Source organism: Nocardia pseudobrasiliensis NBRC 108224 (assembly GCF_001613105.1).
Classification (GTDB): Bacteria; Actinomycetota; Actinomycetes; order Mycobacteriales; family Mycobacteriaceae; genus Nocardia; species Nocardia pseudobrasiliensis.
The window spans coordinates 62338-81632 of the sequence record NZ_BDBS01000033.1 but is presented as its reverse complement, the minus strand read 5'-3'; the positions used below and the strand labels follow the sequence as shown (position 1 = coordinate 81632).

Annotated in this window: 18 protein-coding genes; 13 read left to right on the top strand and 5 right to left on the bottom strand. The window is 67.9% G+C overall.

What is annotated here, in order from left to right; all coding sequences use genetic code 11:
* Window positions 1-17 precede the first annotated feature (17 nt).
* A complete protein-coding gene (locus tag NP4_RS25500) occupies window positions 18-1205 on the bottom strand; it encodes a thiolase family protein (RefSeq protein ID WP_082876214.1) in 1188 nt (395 codons plus the stop codon).
* Window positions 1206-1550: 345 nt separating this feature from the next.
* On the opposite strand from NP4_RS25500, the gene sdhC reads away from it, so the two are divergent.
* Genes sdhC through NP4_RS25485 form a run of 3 tightly spaced genes read left to right on the top strand, consistent with a single transcriptional unit; the run spans window position 1551 to window position 5100 of the window.
* Window positions 1551-2378 carry a succinate dehydrogenase subunit SdhC gene (gene sdhC, locus NP4_RS25495; RefSeq protein ID WP_068002752.1) on the top strand — a complete coding sequence of 276 codons (828 nt, stop codon included), beginning with the start codon at window positions 1551-1553 and terminating at the stop codon, window positions 2376-2378.
* Window positions 2379-2413: 35 nt separating this feature from the next.
* Window positions 2414-4351: a fumarate reductase/succinate dehydrogenase flavoprotein subunit gene (locus NP4_RS25490; RefSeq protein ID WP_068002749.1), complete on the top strand. Its 1938-nt coding sequence runs from the start codon at window positions 2414-2416 to the stop codon at window positions 4349-4351.
* Between the two features lie 2 nt (window positions 4352-4353).
* Window positions 4354-5100 carry a succinate dehydrogenase/fumarate reductase iron-sulfur subunit gene (locus NP4_RS25485; protein WP_068002746.1) on the top strand — a complete coding sequence of 249 codons (747 nt, stop codon included), beginning with the start codon at window positions 4354-4356 and terminating at the stop codon, window positions 5098-5100.
* A gap of 46 nt (window positions 5101-5146) precedes the next feature.
* Here NP4_RS25485 and NP4_RS25480 read toward each other — a convergent pair whose 3' ends face one another.
* Window positions 5147-5344 carry a hypothetical protein gene (locus NP4_RS25480; protein WP_062504620.1) on the bottom strand — a complete coding sequence of 66 codons (198 nt, stop codon included), beginning with the start codon at window positions 5342-5344 and terminating at the stop codon, window positions 5147-5149.
* Window positions 5345-5700: 356 nt separating this feature from the next.
* Between NP4_RS25480 and NP4_RS25475 the strand changes: the two genes are divergently transcribed.
* The 9 genes from NP4_RS25475 to NP4_RS25440 all read left to right on the top strand — a co-directional run bounded on the left by NP4_RS25475 (window position 5701) and on the right by NP4_RS25440 (window position 12303).
* Window positions 5701-5904 (top strand): hypothetical protein, encoded by a 204-nt coding sequence (locus tag NP4_RS25475; RefSeq protein WP_062504618.1) that lies wholly within the window; start codon window positions 5701-5703, stop codon window positions 5902-5904.
* Window positions 5901-6212, top strand: a complete 312-nt coding sequence (locus tag NP4_RS25470; RefSeq protein ID WP_068002743.1) for a hypothetical protein — start codon at window positions 5901-5903, stop codon at window positions 6210-6212. The genes NP4_RS25475 and NP4_RS25470 overlap by 4 nt, the downstream gene beginning before the upstream one ends.
* A 145-nt stretch (window positions 6213-6357) precedes the next feature.
* Complete coding sequence (locus NP4_RS25465) at window positions 6358-7173, top strand: DUF4190 domain-containing protein (protein WP_068002741.1); 816 nt, start codon at window positions 6358-6360, stop codon at window positions 7171-7173.
* 10 nt (window positions 7174-7183) lie between these two features.
* Window positions 7184-7936 (top strand): 3-oxoacyl-ACP reductase FabG, encoded by a 753-nt coding sequence (gene fabG, locus NP4_RS25460; protein ID WP_068002737.1) that lies wholly within the window; start codon window positions 7184-7186, stop codon window positions 7934-7936.
* A 129-nt stretch (window positions 7937-8065) separates the two neighbouring features.
* Window positions 8066-8215 (top strand): hypothetical protein, encoded by a 150-nt coding sequence (locus tag NP4_RS41180; RefSeq protein ID WP_156524942.1) that lies wholly within the window; start codon window positions 8066-8068, stop codon window positions 8213-8215.
* A 205-nt stretch (window positions 8216-8420) separates the two neighbouring features.
* Window positions 8421-9311, top strand: coding sequence for a Sco1979 family transcriptional regulator (locus NP4_RS25455; RefSeq protein WP_068002734.1), 891 nt, complete (start codon window positions 8421-8423; stop codon window positions 9309-9311).
* Window positions 9312-9360: 49 nt separating this feature from the next.
* Window positions 9361-10224, top strand: coding sequence for a carbohydrate ABC transporter permease (locus NP4_RS25450; RefSeq protein WP_068002731.1), 864 nt, complete (start codon window positions 9361-9363; stop codon window positions 10222-10224).
* Window positions 10214-11035, top strand: coding sequence for a carbohydrate ABC transporter permease (locus NP4_RS25445; RefSeq protein ID WP_068002729.1), 822 nt, complete (start codon window positions 10214-10216; stop codon window positions 11033-11035). Before NP4_RS25450 ends, NP4_RS25445 begins: the two co-directional genes overlap by 11 nt.
* Complete coding sequence (locus NP4_RS25440) at window positions 11032-12303, top strand: extracellular solute-binding protein (protein ID WP_068002727.1); 1272 nt, start codon at window positions 11032-11034, stop codon at window positions 12301-12303. The genes NP4_RS25445 and NP4_RS25440 overlap by 4 nt, the downstream gene beginning before the upstream one ends.
* A 6-nt stretch (window positions 12304-12309) precedes the next feature.
* Here NP4_RS25440 and NP4_RS25435 read toward each other — a convergent pair whose 3' ends face one another.
* The 3 genes from NP4_RS25435 to NP4_RS25425 form a co-directional block, all read right to left on the bottom strand.
* Window positions 12310-13236, bottom strand: a complete 927-nt coding sequence (locus NP4_RS25435) for a DNA-3-methyladenine glycosylase family protein (protein WP_245998417.1) — start codon at window positions 13234-13236, stop codon at window positions 12310-12312.
* A 261-nt stretch (window positions 13237-13497) separates the two neighbouring features.
* The gene (locus NP4_RS25430) at window positions 13498-16356 is read right to left on the bottom strand and encodes an FAD-binding and (Fe-S)-binding domain-containing protein (protein WP_068002723.1); all 2859 of its coding nucleotides are present in this window, start codon (window positions 16354-16356) and stop codon (window positions 13498-13500) included.
* Window positions 16357-16371: 15 nt separating this feature from the next.
* The gene (locus tag NP4_RS25425) at window positions 16372-17274 is read right to left on the bottom strand and encodes an NADP-dependent oxidoreductase (protein WP_068002721.1); all 903 of its coding nucleotides are present in this window, start codon (window positions 17272-17274) and stop codon (window positions 16372-16374) included.
* 137 nt (window positions 17275-17411) lie between these two features.
* Between NP4_RS25425 and NP4_RS25420 the strand changes: the two genes are divergently transcribed.
* Entirely contained in the window at window positions 17412-19292 is a 1881-nt protein-coding gene (locus NP4_RS25420) for an ABC transporter ATP-binding protein (protein ID WP_068002906.1), read from the top strand.
* Window positions 19293-19295 lie beyond the last annotated feature (3 nt).

Sequence of the window (19295 nt, the reverse complement as noted above, 5' to 3'; positions counted from 1 at the left end):
CGCAGGACCCTGCTACTTCACGCGCGGTGGCGGCCCAGGCGGCGTGTGCGGGAGGTGTGGAAGCGGGCGCCTCGTGGGGTGGTGGTTGTGGGATCGGAATGGGCGGATTCGAAGAGGGCGGCCAGGGCTGTGTCGGGGCTCAGGGGGGTGACGGCCAGGCCGTGGGTGGCGGCGCGGCGGAACAGTTCGTGCAGGAGTGTGGTGGTGATGCGTAGGCCGGTGGCGGCTATGGGGTCGCCCAGGGCTATCGAGCCGCCGTTGACGTTGACGTTGTCGACGGGGTGGTCGAGGTGGCGGAGTAGGGCCAGGACGTCCACGGCGGTTTTCTCATCGATTTCCATCAGGTCCATGTCGCTCGGGTGGAATCCGTTGCGGGACAGCAGCTTCGAGACGGCGGCCGCGGCGGTGGGGGTGCGCTCGGGTGTAGCGCAGGACGAGGCGGCCCAATCCGTCAGGTAGGCGAGGGGTTCCAGGCCCAGGTCGGACAGGCGGTCCTCGGATACCACCAGGCAGGCCGCCGCGCCCGCGCCGTGCACGCCGAGTGCGCCGGGGGTCAGGACGCCGTCGGGCCACAGCGGGCTCAGCTCGGTCAGCCCGCGGGTGGTCATATCCTCCCGCACGGTCTCGTCGTGCTCCACCAATCGCGGTGTAGCGCAATCCCATTCGGATCGGGTCGCGCCGATCACCTTGACGGGGGCGATTTCCGAGGCGAATGTCCCCTGCCGCCAGGCGCGGGCGGCCTTGCGATGGCTGCGCAGGGCGAATTCGTCGGCCTCGGCGCGGGTGATGCCGTAGCGGCGCGCGAGCTGTTCGACATCGGCCAGATCGGGCGGAATCGCCGCGTCCTCGGCGGCCGAACCGCGGTCGACGGCCGCCGCGACGACCACCTCGGCCGCGCCGGTGCGCACCATCATCGCCGCGGTGATCAACGCGTAAAGCCCGCTGCCGCACCGGCGTTCGAGATCGAATCCGGGCGTGACCCCGGCCAGTCCGGCCGCCCGCGCGGCCAGGCGGGCCAGCCGCGGATCTCCCGTCACCGCCCCGGCCAGCACCACATCGTCGACCCGCGCGCCGTCCAGCCCGGAGCGTTCGACGGCGGCGGCGATCGCGGTGGCGGCCAGGCGCTGCGCGGTCATGGCCGACAAACCGCCGCCCGCGAACCCGCCGGGCGTTCGCACCGGCGCGACGATCGCTGCCCTGTTCATCACCGCTCCTTCCCCCGCGGGGTCCCCGGACAGCGCATCACAGAGTTGTTGCTGGTGTGTGACGGCACCAGGGGCGGGAAGCCGAGTGAATATGACCGAATTGCCGCTGCTGACCGAATCGCACTGGGATTCACAACAGTTCGTGAGGTTTGCTTACGGTTCACTGTCGCGGAGGCCGCGCGGGAAGATCAGAAAATGTGGCGCAAATCATAAGCGTCCAGGCGGGTCGATATTCCCGGGACCCGGCGCGGGTCATAGCTCGTGTGTCGTAAGGTGCTCAGCATCACATCCGATGCCGGAGGTAACGATGACGTTCCACGGGGTAGATCAGCGAGGCATCCAGCAGTGAGCGCACCGACACGGGCAGCTGAATCGGGCACAGGAGTCTTCAGTGCGAGCCGCGCGGCGATCTCCGCGCGAACTCTGCGCACCGACCGATGGTGGGTTCCGCCACTGGCCACCGTGGTCGGCCTGGGCGCGTTCGTCATCTACGCCACAGTGAGAGCCTTTGTGCGCACGGCGTATTGGGTGCCGGACTACCACTATCTGACGCCGTTCTATTCACCCTGCGTGAGCACCTCCTGCGCGGAGGGCTCCAGCCACCTCGGCCACTGGGTCGGCGCACTGCCGATGTGGATCCCGCTCGGCTTCGTGGTGCTGCCGTTCCTGCTGTTGTTCCGGCTGACCTGCTACTACTACCGCAAGGCCTACTACCGCGCGGTGTGGTTCTCCCCGCCGGCCTGCGCGGTGGCCGAACCGCACGCCAAATACACCGGCGAGACCCGGCTTCCGCTGATCATCCAGAACGTCCACCGCTACTTCTTCTACGTGGCGATGATCGTCTCGGTGATCAACACCTACGACGCGATCGTCGCCTTCCACGGCAAGACGGGCGGATTCGGATTCGGCCTCGGCAATATCGTGCTGTGGGTGAATGTCCTTCTGCTGTGGGCATATACGCTCTCCTGCCACTCCTGCCGGCATATCGCGGGCGGACGGCTCAAGCATTTCTCCGCACATCCGGTCCGCTACTGGTTCTGGACCCAGGTGTCCAAGCTCAACACCCGGCACATGCTGCTGGCCTGGACCACCCTCGGAACGCTGGTGCTCACCGACTTCTACGTGATGCTCGTGGCCAGCGGAACCATCTCGGACCCGCGCTTCGTGAATTGACCTAATTTCCCACTCTCCCAGGAGTATTCGGTTCCATGCCTGAAGTCGAACGGCACAAGTACGACGTCGTCGTGATCGGTGCCGGTGGCGCCGGACTGCGTGCGGTGATCGAGGCCCGCGAGCACGGCCACTCGGTCGCGGTGGTGTGCAAATCGCTGTTCGGCAAGGCGCACACCGTGATGGCCGAGGGCGGCTGCGCGGCGTCCATGGGCAACGCCAACGAGAAGGACAGCTGGCAGACCCATTTCAAGGACACCATGCGCGGCGGCAAATTCCTCAACAACTGGCGGATGGCCGAACTGCACGCGCAGGAGGCGCCCGACCGGGTGTGGGAGTTGGAAACCTATGGCGCGCTGTTCGATCGGACTGCCGACGGACGCATCAGCCAGCGCAATTTCGGCGGCCACACCTACCCCCGGCTCGCGCACGTCGGCGACCGGACCGGACTCGAGATCATCCGGACCATGCAGCAGAAGATCGTCTCGCTGCAACAGGAGGACTACGCGGCCACCGGCGACTACGAATCGCGCATCAAGGTGTTCGCCGAATGCACGATCTCCGATCTGCTCACCGACGATGCCGGCCGCATCGCGGGCGCGTTCGGCTACTGGCGCGAATCGGGCCGGTTCATCCTGTTCGAGACGCCCGCGGTGGTGCTGGCGACGGGCGGAATCGGCAAGTCCTACAAGGTGACCTCGAACTCCTGGGAGTACACCGGCGACGGCCACGCGCTCGCCCTGCGGGCCGGGGCCTCGCTGATCAATATGGAGTTCCTGCAGTTCCATCCGACCGGAATGGTCTGGCCGCCCAGCGTCAAGGGCATCCTCGTCACCGAGGGTGTGCGCGGCGACGGCGGGGTGCTGAAGAACGCCGACGGCAAGCGGTTCATGTTCGACTACATTCCCTCGGTCTTCAAGGGGCAGTACGCGGAGACCGAGGAGGAGGCCGATCAGTGGTTGCGCGACAACGATTCCGCGCGCCGCACCCCCGATCTGCTCCCCCGCGACGAGGTGGCCCGCGCCATCAACGAGGAGGTGAAGGCGGGCCGCGGCACCCCGCACGGCGGCGTTTATCTCGATATCGCCTCGCGCCTGCCCGCCGCGGAGATCATGCGGCGGCTGCCGTCGATGCATCACCAGTTCAAAGAGCTCGCCGATGTGGACATCACGAAGGAGCCGATGGAGGTCGGGCCGACCTGTCATTACGTGATGGGCGGCATCGAGGTCGATCCCGACACCGGCGCCGCGACCGTGCCCGGCCTGTTCGCGGCGGGTGAATGTTCCGGCGGTATGCACGGTTCCAACCGCCTCGGCGGCAATTCGCTGTCGGATCTGCTGGTATTCGGCCGCCGAGCCGGACTGGGCGCGGCCTCCTATGTCGAGCGACTCGGCGACGAGCGCCCCGCGATCGCCGAGGCCGATATCACCGCGGCCGCGAAAACCGCGCTGGAACCGTTCGATCCGCCCGCCGAGGGTACGGGCGAGAATCCCTACACCCTGCACACCGATCTGCAGCAGACGATGAACGACCTGGTCGGCATCATCCGCAAGGAACACGAGCTGAAGCAGGCCATCGAGCGGCTGGCGGAACTGCGCGACCGCTTCGACACGGTGACCGTCGAGGGGCACCGGCAGTTCAATCCCGGCTGGCACCTCGCCCTCGATCTGCGCAATATGCTGCTGGTCAGCGAATGCGTCGCGCAGGCGGCGCTGTTGCGCACCGAGAGCCGCGGCGGGCACACCCGCGATGATCATCCGCAGATGGATCCGAACTGGCGCAACAAATTGCTGGTCTGCCGGGTGGATCCGGACGGAGTCGGCCAGACCGTACCCGCGGTGACGGTCACGCCGGAGGATCAGACGCCCATGCGATCGGATCTGCTCGCCCTGTTCGAACTCGGCGAGCTCGAAAAGTACTACACCTCCGCAGAGACCGCCGGACATCCGTCGGCTGCAGCGAAAGGGGATGCGTAGCAATGGCTTACGACGCCCGATTCCGAGTCTGGCGCGGCGACGACAACGGCGGCGCCCTGCAGGACTACACCGTGGCGGTGAACGAGGGCGAGGTCGTCCTCGACATCATCCACCGGCTGCAGGCCACCCAGGCGCCGGATCTGGCGGTGCGGTGGAACTGCAAGGCCGGTAAGTGCGGATCATGTTCGGCCGAGGTCAACGGCCGCCCGCGGTTGCTGTGTATGACACGGATGTCGACCTTCACCGAGGACGAGGTGGTGACGGTGACGCCCATGCGCACCTTCCCGGTCGTCCGCGATCTGGTGACCGATGTGTCGTTCAACTACGAAAAGGCCCGCGAGATACCGTCTTTCACGCCGCCGGCGGATCTGAAGCCGGGCGAGTACCGGATGAAACAGCAGGATGTCGAGCGCTCGCAGGAGTTCCGCAAGTGCATCGAATGTTTCCTGTGCCAGAACACCTGTCACGTCGTGCGCGATCACGAGGACAACAAGAACGCCTTCGCCGGGCCGCGCTATCTCATGCGGGTCGCCGAGCTCGAAATGCATCCGCTCGATGTCGCCGATCGCCGCGAAATGGCCCAGGAGGACTTCGGTCTCGGCTTCTGCAACATCACCAAGTGCTGCACCGAGGTCTGCCCGGAACATATCAAGATCACCGATAACGCGCTGATCCCGTTGAAGGAACGCGTGGTCGATCGCAAGTACGACCCGATCGTCTGGTTGGGCAACAAGCTGTTTCGTCGGTAGCGATGAATGTGGGGGCGGCCCGACTCCGCCCCCACCGCCGTACCGGTCAGAGCATCGACACCACACCGATCGCGACCACCGCGACCAGCATTCCGAACAGCAGAGCCGATACGACGGCTCCGGTCAATATGTATATGCCCGCCGCGGAGACCGCGAACAGCAGTCCCACGATCAGTCGTTCGACCCAATCACCGGGTAGCAGCTTGCGGTCCCGGGGAGAGGCGTTTCTCAGCCCACGGTCCACGAATGATGGTGTACCCGTCCTTAGCTCTGGCAAACATTCATTCGATACGAAAGTGTCGTCGAGTCGTGATGAGACGAGACGAGATGGTGTGTGCCACCGGCGATCTTGATTCCCGGCGTACCGATACGGGACGCTGCTGAAAATTTGCCGGAATTCGGCTCCGATCTCACGGAAATCCACCCGCCGCCGGGTCGGCTGAGGGATGCTAGGAGTGTGCCCGGAGCAGTAAGACGCTCGGTCCCTTCGCACTCCTGAACACTGCCGGGCGCGTTCAGGATCCGCTCGCAGGAACGAGGAGTCATGGCTGTTGTGCGTTGTGCGTCGCCGCTGTTCGGACGGAGGTCGGGGGTGGCGGCATGCAGCTGACCAACCTTCACCTACCCGTCGCCGGACTGCTGCGCTGCGGGGTCGATCCCGGGGTCATGACGGTCGAACAGGCCCATGCCGCAATGCAATTGCACCTGGAGTGCGCGGTCGACACCTGTAAGGTGCGCCGGCGCGCCCGTGCGGTGCTGGTGGAGCAGGGCCGCTGCGTGCTGGACGAACGGGCACTGCCGTGACCGCGCTGGTGAACACCGGCGGCGGCCGGAAGGTGGTGCAGCTGTTCGGACCTCGCCCGCGGACCGCACGGCACGCGGCCATACATCGGCACGCCGCCGGACGCCATGCGCGAACCCGCGCCGCATCGGTGCGCCCGCTGTATCTGGTTCGTCCGGGTTCGACGCGGCACGCGGCGGCGCCGGCGGTTCGCACGCGCCGCCCGCATACCGAACTGGATCGATACGATCGCTTCCTGCTGTGGGGTGCCGGGTGGTTGCTGCGCCTGCGAATCGCACTCATCGGCGAGAATCCGGTCGACTGGTACTGATACGGGTACCAAAAAAGCAAGATCGAATTCCGTGACCCCCACCGGAAGGGGTTGCGGGCGCGGCTGGGGCCCCTATTCTTCTTCGATATCGGGGCGGGTCCGTGTGTTCCAGGTTCCTGCACGAGTGCGACGTGAGAGGAACCGTATGGCCAGGAAGCGACAGCCCGAGGTCGAACGCTGGCCGGAGGAATCCGACGACGAACGGTGGCCGGTGGCCGAACCCGACGAGGACCGATGGGAAGCGGCGCAGAACCGCCGCCGCATGGCCGAATCCGACGACGAGCGTTGGGATGTCGCGCGCACCCGCCGCCAACCGATCGAACCGGAAGAGGAGCGCTGGGAGACGCCGAGTCGGCGGCGTACCGGACGCTTACGCGTGGAGGTGCCGCCCATTGTCAATCCCTATGCGATCGTCGCGCTCGTCGCGGCCCTGCTCGGCCTGTTCCCGGTGGCGATCGTCTTCGGCTTCATCTCCTTCTCCCACCCGCGCGGGCGCGCAATGGCGTTGTTCGCCTTGATGATCGGCATCGCCGAGGCGGTCGCTCTCGCGGGGGTGGTCGTACTGACCGGCGTGACGCTGCCCCGCCCCGCACTGCGCAGCGATCCCGCCCCGGCCGCCACCACGATCGTAACCGTCGCGAGCCCACCGCCCACCGCGAGCGCGCCCACCTTCGCCGCGCCCGCCACCACCACCGGCGCATCGGTTCAGCCCACCGCGGTCACCAAGGGCGAGGTGTGCACCGAGACGCAGGCCGGACTCATCGGGACCACCGCCGACGGCACGACCCTGCTGTGCCTGCGCGGGGGCAGCGGCTACCGGTGGAACGGCCCCTATTCGGTGTCCACGGCCGTGTACAGCGGTGGCACCAAATGCAATCCGGCCACCGACAAGACCGCCCGCACCGCCGACGGTCACGCTCTGGTGTGCGAGCGCAACACCTGGACGCTCTGGGTCGAATAGGCTCTGCGCCATGGCAGACAGAGTCGCAGTGGTTTCCGGAGCGGCCCGCGGTATCGGCGCGGCCATCGCACGACGGCTCGCCGCCGACGGGCTGAAGGTCGGCGTACTCGATCTCGACGCGGCCGCCTGTGCCGACACCGTGGACGCGATCACCGCCGACGGCGGCACGGCCGTGGCGCTGGGTGCGGACGTGTCGAAGGAGGATTCCGTCGCCGCGGCGATCGAACAGCTCGCCGGTGCGTTCGGCGGCCCGACCGTGGTGGTCAACAATGCCGGAATCCTGCGCGACAACCTGATCTTCAAGATGAGCGTCGACGATTGGGACGCGGTCATGAACGTCCATCTGCGCGGCGCGTTCCTGCTCACCCGGGCGGCGCAGAAATACATGGTCGAGGCCGAATGGGGCCGGGTGGTCAATATGTCGAGCACCTCGGCGCTGGGCAACCGCGGCCAGGTCAACTATTCCGCCGCCAAGGCGGGTATGCAGGGCTTCACCAAGACCCTCGCCCTGGAATTGGGCAAATTCGGCGTCACCGCCAATGCCATCGCTCCGGGCTTCATCGTCACCGATATGACCGCCGCGACGGCCGAACGCGTCGGCGTGCCGTTCGAGGAGTTCCAGAAGGCCGCGGCCACACAGATTCCCGTTCAACGCGTCGGGCGGCCCGAGGATATCGCCCACACCGCCTCGTTCCTGGTGAGCGAGGGCGCGGGTTTCGTATCCGGACAGGTCATCTACGTCGCGGGCGGCCCGCGGGACTGAACCATCGAAAGCGCATACGGACGAAACCGACCGGTGTAACATTCTGCCCAGTCTGAACCATATGGTCGGTTCCTTGCTTTTCCAGCGCAATGTCACCAACTCGAGGAGATTGACATGGTTGGATCAGTAATGTCAGCCCTGTTCGACCTCACCAACATTGCGAGCGCGGTCATCGCATCGACCGTGATGCCGGGTGTCGGATCCCTGCTCGACCTGGGTTATGTCCCGTTCGCGATCCTGATGGGCATAGGCGCCAACGCCATGACGATGGGGTCCTGACCGATACCGACTCCGATCTCTGTCCGATCTGGGACGGCTGTGGCTTCGAATATGCCGTGGCCGGTTACATCCACTTCGAAAGATTGGACGGAGGATCGTGATGCGCTCGGGCGTTCACGGGATAATATTGGTGTTCGGTGCGGTGTGTTTGCAGACGCGCGCGCACGAGTACCGGGGTGATCGTCGAGCATCGGAGTAGGGCCTCATGATTCCAGAACCGGTCCGTCCCGACCTACTTGCCGAGTCGCGCATAGCCGAGCTCGGTCCCACAGCGCTGCGCATCGCGATCGGTGGCCAACTGCGAAAGTTGCGCCAGGACCTCGGCATCACCCGTGAGGCCGCCGGTGACCACATCCGCGGCTCCCATGTGAAAATCAGTCGTCTCGAACTCGGCCGCACCGGTTTCAAGAAGCGCGACATCGAGGATCTGCTCACCCTCTACAAGGTCACCGATCCGGATCAGCGCGCGTCCTTCCTGGAACTGGTACGCAAGGCGAACGAGCCGGGCTGGTGGCATCAGTACAGCGATCTGCTCCCGTCTTGGTTCGAGACCTATCTCGGTCTGGAGGGCGCGGCGAAGTCGATCAGAACCTTTGAGGGCCAACTGGTTCCGGGTCTGCTGCAGACCGAGGACTACGCCCGCGCGGTGGTCGCGCTCAATCAGGACAACACCGCCGCCATGCGCCGGGTCGAACTGCGCCGCAAACGTCAGGAGATCCTCGACATCCCGGGTGGACCGGCGATGTGGGCGGTGCTGGACGAGGCGGTGCTGCGCCGGCCTATCGGCGGCCGCGAGGTGCTGCGCGAACAGCTGCAACATCTGGTGAAGATGTCCAACCACCCGAAGGTGACCATTCAGATCCTGCCGTATCTGGCGGGTGGCCATGCGGCAGCGGGCAGTTCGTTCACCATGCTGCGCTTCGCCGACCCCGAGGTGCCCGACGTCGTCTACCTGGAGCAGTTGACCAGCGCGCTGTATCTGGACCGGCGCGCCGATCTCGAGCTCTACCGCGTGGTGATGGAGCGCCTCGTGGTGCAGGCCGAGACGCCGGAGAAGTCGCGGGCCATCCTGTTGGAGACGGCCGAGAAGCTGTAATCGTGGCGCGGCGCGCCGGTCGGGTCGATCGGCGGTAGCGTCGCTGATCATGAATCGCCGGGCTCGTCGTGCGGGAACGAGCTATCTACTGCTGCTGCCGAGCCTGATCGGGGTCGGCGGATTTCTGCTGATCCCGATCGTCGTGGTGGCGTGGCTGAGCCTGCACAGCTGGAATCTGCTGGGGCCCATGCGGTTCGTGGGCTTGCGGAACTGGTGTTCGGTCCTGAGCGATCCGGAGTTCGGACATGCGCTGCTGGTGACGCTCGCGCTGACCGCGCTGGTGGTCCCGGCGCAGACAGCGCTGGGGTTCGTGGTCGCGATGCTGGTGGCGCGGCGACGCGGCGGTTCGGTGTTGCGGGTGCTGTACGCGCTGCCGTGGATGTGCGCGCCGGTGGCGGTGGGTGTGGTGTGGCAGTGGATGTTCGCGCCGACCGGGGGCGCGCTCGACGCGATTGTCGGGCGGCGCATCGAGTGGCTCTCCGATCCGGTACTGGCGCTGCCGTCGGTGGCGGCGGTGAGCATCTGGTCGAATGTGGGTTACGTGGCACTGTTCTTCGTCGCGGGCCTGCGAGCGATACCGCGGGAGATCTTCGACGCGGGCGCGTTGGACGGGGCCACCGGCTGGCTGCGCATCCGCTGGCTCACCCTGCCGCTGCTGCGCCCGACGCTGTTCTTCGTTCTCGTCACCGGGATGCTGGCGGCCTTCCAGACCTTCGACACCGTCTACGCGCTCACCAGGGGCGGGCCGGCCGGACGCACGGATGTGGTTGCGATGCGGATGTTCTCCGAGGCGTTCGACGCGGCGCGGCCGGGACGGGCGGCGGTGATGGCGCTGGTGGTCTTCGCGGTGCTGTTCGCGATCACGGTGGTGCAGCATCGATATTTCCGGGATCGGACGGCCGATGCGGACTGATGTGGCGCGCGGCGCGCTCGCCTATCTGGCGCTGCTGGCGGGTGCGGTGCTCGCGGTCGCGCCGTTGGCGCTGAGCGCGCTCACGGCGGTGAAGACGCCGGAGCGGTTCGCGTCGGAATCGCCGCTGGCGTGGCCGGATCCGGTGACGGGCGAGAATTTCCGCACGGTGCTGGATCAGGGGCTCGGGCGGGCGCTGGCGGTGACGGCGCTGATGACCGCGTGCATCACCCTCGGGCAGGTGGTGTTCTCGGTGCTGGCCGCATACGCCTTCGCGCGCACCGAATTTCCCGGGCGCGACGCGCTGTTCTGGGTGTACCTGGCCACCATGATGGTGCCGCCCATGGTCACGCTGATTCCGCTGTATCTGCTGTTCGCGAAGCTGGGATGGCTGAACACCTTCTGGGCGCTGGTATTGCCGTTCGTGTTCGGCTCGCCCTACGCGATCTTCCTGCTGCGCCAGTACTTTCGCGGCATACCGGAGGAATTGATCGGGGCCGCGCGACTGGACGGGGCCTCGACCCTCGATGTCATCGTGCACGTGGTGGTTCCGATGAGTCGCCCGATTCTCGCCACGCTGACCGTGATCACCGTCGTCTCGCAGTGGAACAACTTCATGTGGCCGCTGGTCGCGAGCAGCGGCCGGACCTGGCAGGTGCTGACCGTGGCGACGGCGAATCTGCAGACCGAGTACAACGCGCGCTGGACCCTGGTGACGGCCGCGACCACCCTGGCGATCGCGCCGCTGATCGTGCTGTTCGTGGTGTTCCAGCGGCAGGTGCTGCGGTCGATCTCCTGGACGGGGTTGAAATGAAGTCCTCGACACGGGCCGTCCTGGGTCTGGCACTGTCGGCGGTGGTTCTGATCGCCGCGGCGCTGTGGTTGGGACGGACCGACGAGGGATCCGGGCAGACGCTGTTACGACTGCGAATCTGGGACGAGAGCTTCGTCCCGGCCTATCGCGCATCGCTGGACGCCTTCGAGCGGGCCAATCCCGATGTGCGGGTGCGGATCACGGTCGTGCCGTGGGGGTCGTATCCGGAGAAGTTGCGCCTGGACGTGGCGGGCGGTGCGGCCGACGATCTGTTCTGGACCAATGCCTACGAGGATTATGCCGATGCTTCGCGGCTGTTCGATATCGGCGCTCTGCTCGGCCCGCGGGCCGCGGCGGCCTGGGATCCGGGGGCGGTCGCGCAGTACACCCGCGCCGGAAAGCTCTGGGCGGTACCGCAATTCGTGGACGGCGGGACCGCCGTCTACTACAACCGGGATCTGCTCGCGGCCGCGGGCGTCGATCCGGCCGAGCTGGCGGATCTGCGGTGGAGTCCGGGCGCGGACGATACGTTGCGGCCGCTGCTGCGTCGGCTCGCCGCGGTGGCGCCGTGGCCGTACAACGCGGCCCACGATCTGCAGTCCATCGAGCTGCCGTATCTGGGTTCGGCCGGCGGGCGATTCCAGGACGGCGATCGGTTCGTATTCGACGACGCGCACGGCGTGACCGCCTACGGCTATCTGACCCGGCTCGTCGCCGATCGGCTGGCCCCCTCGGCGGCCGATACCAATACCAGCCGGGATTTCGCGAGAACGGCGTTCCTGCAGGGGAAGATGGCACTGTTCCAGTCGGGGACCTACAACCTGGCCACGATCGCCGAACAGGCCGCCTTCGGCTGGGGTGTCGCGATGCTACCGCGCGGACCGGCGGGCCGGGTCAGCACCGACAATGCCATCGGGGTCGCGGGCAATGCCGCCACGCGCCATCCCGATGCGGTCCGCCGGGTACTCGGCTGGCTGGGCAGCGCCGAGGGCAATCGGTATCTCGGCGAGGGCGGGGCGAGCATTCCCGCGGTCGTGGCCGATCAGCGGGTGTATCGAGAGTACTGGGCGCGCAGGGGGATCGAGGTGGCTCCGTTCTTCGATGTCGTCGACGGGCCGCGAATCGGATCCGGCGGCGGGCCCGGCTTTCCGGCGGCGTTGAAGGCCATGGATCCGATCCTCGGTGAGATGTTCCTGGGCCGAATTCCGGTGCCCGAGGCACTGTCTCGAGCCCGCGCCGCCGCGGACCGAGCCGCGGGACGGCAGTGAGGGCGCTCAGATCCGGCTGATGTCCACCAGCGGGGTACGCGGGCCGAATTTGGGTTTGCGGGCCTGGCCGGAGATCTCCAGCAGGCGGACCACGCGATAGCGGTGCGGGCGCAGCGGTTCGAGATATTCGACCATGGCGTCGTCGTCGATCGGATGGCCGAGCAGGGTCCAGCCGACGATGGCCGCCAAATGGAAATCGCCGACCGACAACGCATCCGGATCGCCGAAGGCGCGCTGGGCGATCTCGGCGGCGGTCCAGATTCCGATGCCCGGGACCGCGCACAGGCGGCGGGCGGCCTCGGCATGGCCCATGGTGGCGGCCTGTTCCAGCTTGTCGGCCATGCGCGCGGCCAGCACGATGGTGCGGGCGCGCTGCGGATCGACATTGGCGCGGTGGTAGGTCCAGGACGGGATGTGCCGCCAGGTCTCGGCATCGGGCGGTACGCGCATCGGTCCGGGAACCGGTCCCGGCGCGGGTTCGCCGAACTGCCACACCAGCTTTCGCCACGACGCGCGAGCGGAGATGGTGTGTACGCGCTGTTCCAGCACCGCGGGGACCAGGCTTTCGAAAACCAGTCCGGTGCGCAGCATGCGCAGGCCCGGGAAGCGGCGGTGCGCCTCGGCGATCTTGGGATGGGTGGGCGCGAATTCGGTGATGTCCTCGTCCAGACACAGCATGTGGTCCAGCCGGTCGAGGAATTCCGCGGCGCCGGGACCCCAGGCCCGCGCGACCGCGCCGCACGGCCCGGATTGGGTCAAGCGGTAGGTGACCGGGCCGGTCGGCATGCGCGAGACCTGCCAGTGCGCACCGTCGGCGGTGACGCGGTGACAGGGGTCGCCGGTTCCGCGACGCAGCGGAGCGACGGTGTGCGCGAGATCGATCGGGCGGTCGGCCGTCACCGTGCGCAGCAGGCCGTCGATCTCGGTTGTCACCGGGTCATTGTGCCGCATCGTGAGAATGGCAACTGCGAATAGCCCGGATCGGCGGCGGCCGCTACGTTGTAACGGAACGATCACATACGGCGATTTCTCATTCGATCGGCCTCATCGGCAATTGATGGGCATCCGCCGCGACGGAGGTTTTCCATGCTTACCAATATTCTGAACTGGCTGCTCAACGCGTGGGGTGGGGTGAGCGCGGGCAGCTCGGGCTACCAGATCCCGCCGGGCACCCTGCCGTTCGGCAGCTGACCCTCAACGGCCCAGCAGTAGCTGGGCCAGATGTCCGCCCGCCCGGTTGCCCAATTGGGCGGCCTGGGTGCGGCAGGAGAATCCGTCCGCCAGGAAGGTCGTGTCGTCCCCGGCCGCGCGCAAGGCGGGCAGTAGACCGTTTTCGGCGACGGCCACGGATATCTCGTAATGTCCGGCCTGCATGCCGAAATTCCCAGCAAGTCCACAGCATCCAGTGACCTCGGTCACTTTCGCGCCCGTCTGTCGCAGAATTCGGAGATCGGCCTCGAAACCGAGTACGGCGTGCTGATGGCAGTGCGGCTGGACGAGTACCGTCCGCCCGGACAGGTCCGGCGGTCGCCAGGTCGGATCGGCCTCCAGGAATTCCGCCAGCGTGCGCACGGCCCTCGCCGTCCGCGGCGCCCGCGGATCCTCGGGCAGCAGTTCCAGCAGATCCGATCGCAATACCGCAGTACAGGACGGCTCCAGTCCAACCACCACGCCACCCGCGGCGATATGTTCCTCGAGCGCGGACAGCGTGGCGCGCAGACGTTTTCGCGCGCCGTCGAGCTGGCCGGTGCTGATCCAGGTGAGGCCGCAGCACACGCGTCGTTCCGGGATGCTCACCGCATAGCCCAGCGATTCGATGAGTTCGGCCGCGGCCCAGGCGATATCGGGATCGAACGCGTCGGTGAACGTATCGATCCACAGCATGACGGCCGGTCGAGCGCCTCCCGATGCGGGCGAGGACTCCGCGGCGGAATTCGGTCGCGTCGCGCCTACGGAGCCGAGCGCGGCGGTGCCGCCGGGTGAATCCGGTCGCGGGGTGTGGCGGCGGGCGCGCCAATGGGCTCGGAAGCTCTTGTCCGCCAAGGTCGGAACCTGGCGGCGCGGATCGACGCCCGCGGCGCGCAGGCCCAGGCGACGGAGGGCCCCGGATGCGGCGAGGGCGTTGGCGAGTCGCGGGATTCGGGTCGCGGCCGCCAGCCAGCGGGGGAGTTGGCCCAGGGCGTAGTGGTCACGCGGGCGGGGGCGGTGCCGGTAGCGGCGGTACAGGGTTTCGGATTTGTAGGTGGCCATATCCACGCCGGCCGGGCAGTCGGAGGCGCAGGCCTTGCAGGACAGGCAGAGATCCAGGGATTCGGAGACGGCGGGGGAACGCCAGTCCAGCGCGCCACGCACGGCCTCCTGGAGAACTCGGGCGCGGCCGCGGGTGCTGTCCTTCTCGTCGGCGGTGGCCAGATAGGACGGGCACATGAAACCGCCGGTCGCGCGAGTGTCGGCGCGGCACTTACCGATTCCGACGCAGCGGTGCACGGCCGTGGCGATATCGCCGTCGGCGGGATAGGCGAAACCTCCGGCGGGCCGGGTCGGCGGTACGCCCACCAGTCGCAGATCGGCATCGAGGGGACGCGGGCGCACCAGCACTCCCGGATTGAGCACGTCGTCGGGATCGAACAGGCCCTTGAACTCCGCGAAGGCGGCCAGCGCCCGCGGGGAGTACATGCGCGCCAGCAGTTCCGAGCGGGCCCGGCCGTCGCCGTGCTCGCCCGACAGCGAACCGCCGTGGCGGACAACCAGATCCGCGGCATCGGTGAGGAATTCCCGGAACCGTCGCGGCGCGTCGGCGATCGGCAGATCCAGCCGGACATGTATGCAGCCGTCGCCGATATGCCCGTAGAGCAGGCCGTCCACCCGGTGCGCGCGCATGAGTTCGTCGAAGTCGCGCAGATACGGACCCAGCTTCTCCGGCGGCACCGCGGCGTCCTCCCAGCCCGGCCAGGCCGGTTTGCCGTCGGGGGTCCGCCCGGCCAGTCCCGCGCCGTCGGCGCGAATCCGCCACAGCCGCGCGGCCGCCGCCGGATCGGCGACGATGCGGCTGTCGAGCGCGTTCACGCCGCGACACAACAGTTCCGCCCGCTCGTGCGCGAGTTCGGCGCTGTCGGCGGCGAGCTCCACGAACAACCAGCCACCGCCGGTGGGCAATTCGGGAACCGCGCGGCCGTGGGCGCGCACCACATCCACCAGCCGGGCGTCGATACCCTCGACCGCGGTCGGCGAGCGGGCCATGACCGCGGCGATATCGTCGGCGGCCGTGGGCATATCGGGATAGCCGAGGACCACCAGCAGGGTCGCGGCGGGCAGCGGGACCAGGTCGACGGTCGCCTCCAGCAGCAGGCCGCAGGTACCCTCCGCGCCGACGAGGGCCCGGGCGGCCGACGAACCCCGCTCGGGCAGTAGATGTTCCAGTCCGTAACCGGAGGCCTGACGATCGAAACGGCCCAGATCGGTGCGGATCAGGGCGAGGTTGCGCTGGGTGAATTCGGATAGGCCCGGCACCGATGTCAAACCCGCGCCCAGGACGCGTTCGCTGCCGACGCCGTCGAGAATCCTCAGTTCACGCACGGTATCGGAGGTCCGCCCCCAGGCCACCGCGCGCGGTCCGCAGGCATTGTTGCCGATCATGCCGCCCAGGGTGCAGCGGTTCTGCGTCGAGGGATCCGGGCCGAAGCGCAATCCGTGCGGTGCGGCCGCCTGTTGCAACTGGCTCAGCACAACACCGGGTTGCACTCGGGCACAGCGCTTTTCGGGATCGATCTCCAGCACCTCGTTCAGATGGCGACTGAAGTCGAGCACCAGACCGGGACCGATCGCATTGCCCGCCACCGAGGTTCCCGCGCCGCGCGCGGTGACCGGCAGGCCCGCGGCACGGGCCCATTCCAGCGCGGCCGCGATATCGGCCGTGCCGCGCGGGAAGACCACCGCCGCCGGGCGGACCCGATAGTTGGAGGCATCGGAGGAATACTCCGCGCGCCGCCGCTCGTCGGTGTCCACCTCGCCGTCGATCGCGGCGCGCAGCCCCCGCACCCACGAATCGGTCATGACGCCACCCCCGAATCAGCCGACCATGAGGACGATCTTGCCCAGGCCGTGCCCGTCGCGGCTCTGCGCCTGCGCGGCGGCGGCCTCGGCCAGCGGATATGTGCGCGCCGGACCGGGCAGCCGGAATTCGCCTTCGGCCACCAGCCGCGCCACCCGCTCGACGATATCGAGGGCCGGGCCGCCCGCGCGGGAGTAGAACGGCACGCCCTTCTCCGCCGCCGCGCCGTCGGCGATGGTCACGATGCGCTCGACGCCGCCGCGCAATTCGATTGCGGCATCGAGGAATCCGTGGCCCGCGCAGTCGAAGATCGCGTCGACGCCCGCCGGGGCCAGGGCGCGCACGCGCTCCACGACGCCCTCGCCGTAGGTGGTCGCGGAGGCGCCCAGTTCGCGCACGATCTCTTGATTGCGCGCCGAGGCCGTGCCGATCACCTGTGCGCCCGCGGCCCGGGCGAGTTGTACGGCCATCGCGCCGACCGCGCCCGAGGCGCCATTGACGAGGACGGTGTCTCCGGCGGTGACCTTCAGGGCGGCCAATCCGCCCGAGGCCGTATTCGCCGCGACCGGAACCGCGACCGCATCGGGGAACGACAGTGTCGCGGGCTTGGGAGCCAACTGCGTGGCCAGCGTGTATTCGGCATAACCGGCGTTGTCGAGGGCCCAGCCGATCACCTCGTCGCCCACCCGCCAGCGCGCCTCGGGGCCCGCGGCATCCACCACTCCGGCGATCTCGAAGCCCGTGCCCGCCGGGAACTCGAGGGGCCCGAACGCACCCTCGCGTCGCTTCCAATCCGCGGGATTGACCCCCGCCACCCGCACCGCGACCCGCACCTGGGCTCCGGTGGGTTCGGGCACGGGGACTTCGACCAGCTGCAGTACCTCGGGTCCGCCGAAACGCTCGAATCGAATGGCCTTCACGACAGCCGACTCTACGGGCTCCACGCGCCGGATCGTTCGCTGTCCGCGAACGACGGTAAGGCTTGCTCTCAACCATTGTTGAGGTCTTAGTGTCGGTGGCCCGGGGTTGGATGAGCCGGGAGCGGAAGGAGCGATGGATGAGCATCGAATCGGTGGCGTGGAGTCAGCTGTATCGGCAGGCGCACGCGCCGCAGGAGCGGCGCAAGTTGAGCCGGGCCACGGCCGCGCGCATGCTGCGCTTCGCGCGCCCGCACCGGCTGCCTCTGATCGGATTCCTGCTGTTCAGCGTGCTGTCGGCAATTCTGGCGGTGGCCAATCCCGTCCTGGCCGGGCGGGTGGTCGACGATATCGTCGGACATGCCGCGCCCGGATCGGTGGTGGGTCTTGCCGTGATCATCGGCGCGGTCGCGGTACTCGACGCCGCGCTGGGCATCGTCATTCGCTGGCTGTCCTCGCGCATCGGTGAGGGACTGATCCTGGACCTGCGCACCGCGGTGTTCGATCACGTGCAGAAGATGCCGATCGCGTTCTTCACCCGCACCCGCACCGGCGCGCTGGTCAGCCGTTTGAACAGCGATGTCATCGGGGCGCAGCGGGCCTTCAGCACCACGCTGTCCGGCGTGGTCACCAATATCGTCACCCTCGTGCTCACGGTCGGGGTGATGGTGCGACTGTCCTGGCAGATCACCCTGCTGGCCCTGGTGCTGCTGCCGCTGTTCATGCTGCCCGCGCGGCGTATGGGTCAGCGGATCGCCGGAATCCAGCGCGAGGCCGCCCAGCTCAATGCCGCGATGAGCACCCAGATGACCGAACGCTTCTCAGCACCCGGCGCGACGCTGGTCAAACTGTTCGGGCGACCGCAGCAGGAGTCGGCCGAATTCGCGCTGCGGGCCGGGCGGGTGCGCGATATCGGCGTGCGCACGGCCATGCTGCAGACCGTCTTCGTGACCGCGCTGACGCTGGTGTCGGCGCTGGCCATCGCGCTGGTGTACGGACTGGGCGGCTGGTACGCACTGCGCGGTGAGCTGGATGCCGGTGCGGTGGTGGCGCTTTCGCTGCTGCTGACCCGCCTCTACTCCCCGCTGACCGCCCTGGCCAGCGCGCGGGTCGACATCATGTCGGCACTGGTCAGCTTCGAGCGGGTCTTCGAGATCCTGGATCTGAAGCCGCTGATCGAGGATGCGCCGGAGGCGAAATCCGTTCCGGAGGGCCCGGTTTCGGTGGAATTCGACAATGTGCACTTCGCCTACCCCTCGGCCGACAAGGTGTCGCTCGCCTCGCTCGAGGATGTCGCTACCCTGGACACGCGCGGCGGAGTCGAAGTACTGCACGGCATCTCGCTGCGCGCCGAACCCGGTCAGATGATCGCCCTGGTCGGTTCTTCCGGGGCCGGGAAATCCACCATCGCCCAGCTGATCTCGCGCCTGTACGACGTGGACTCCGGCGCCGTCCGCCTCGGCGGGACCGATGTGCGCGAGCTGACCGGACGCTCGATTCAGGACACGGTCGGCCTGGTCACCCAGGACGGTCATCTCTTTCACGACACCATTCGCGCGAATCTGCTGCTGGCCCGGCCCGAGGCCGGGGAGGCCGAGATGTGGGATGCGCTGCGGCGCGCCCGGTTACACGATCTGGTGGCCTCCCTGCCCGACGGCCTGGACACCATGGTCGGCGAGCGCGGCTACCGGCTGTCCGGCGGCGAACGCCAGCGCCTCACCATCGCGCGCCTGCTGCTCAAGCAGCCGCGCGTGGTGATTCTGGACGAGGCGACGGCCTCGCTGGACTCGACCTCCGAGGCCGCGGTCCAGGCGGCACTGGACGAGGCGCTGGACGGGCGGACCGCACTGGTCATCGCGCATCGGCTGGCGACCGTGCGGGGCGCGGATCAGATCCTGGTCATCGAGGACGGCCGGGTGGTCGAACGCGGTACCCACACCCAGCTGCTCGCGGCGGGCGGGCGCTACACCGATCTTTACCGCACCCAGTTCGCCGACGACACCGAACACGTTGCGGCGTAGGGT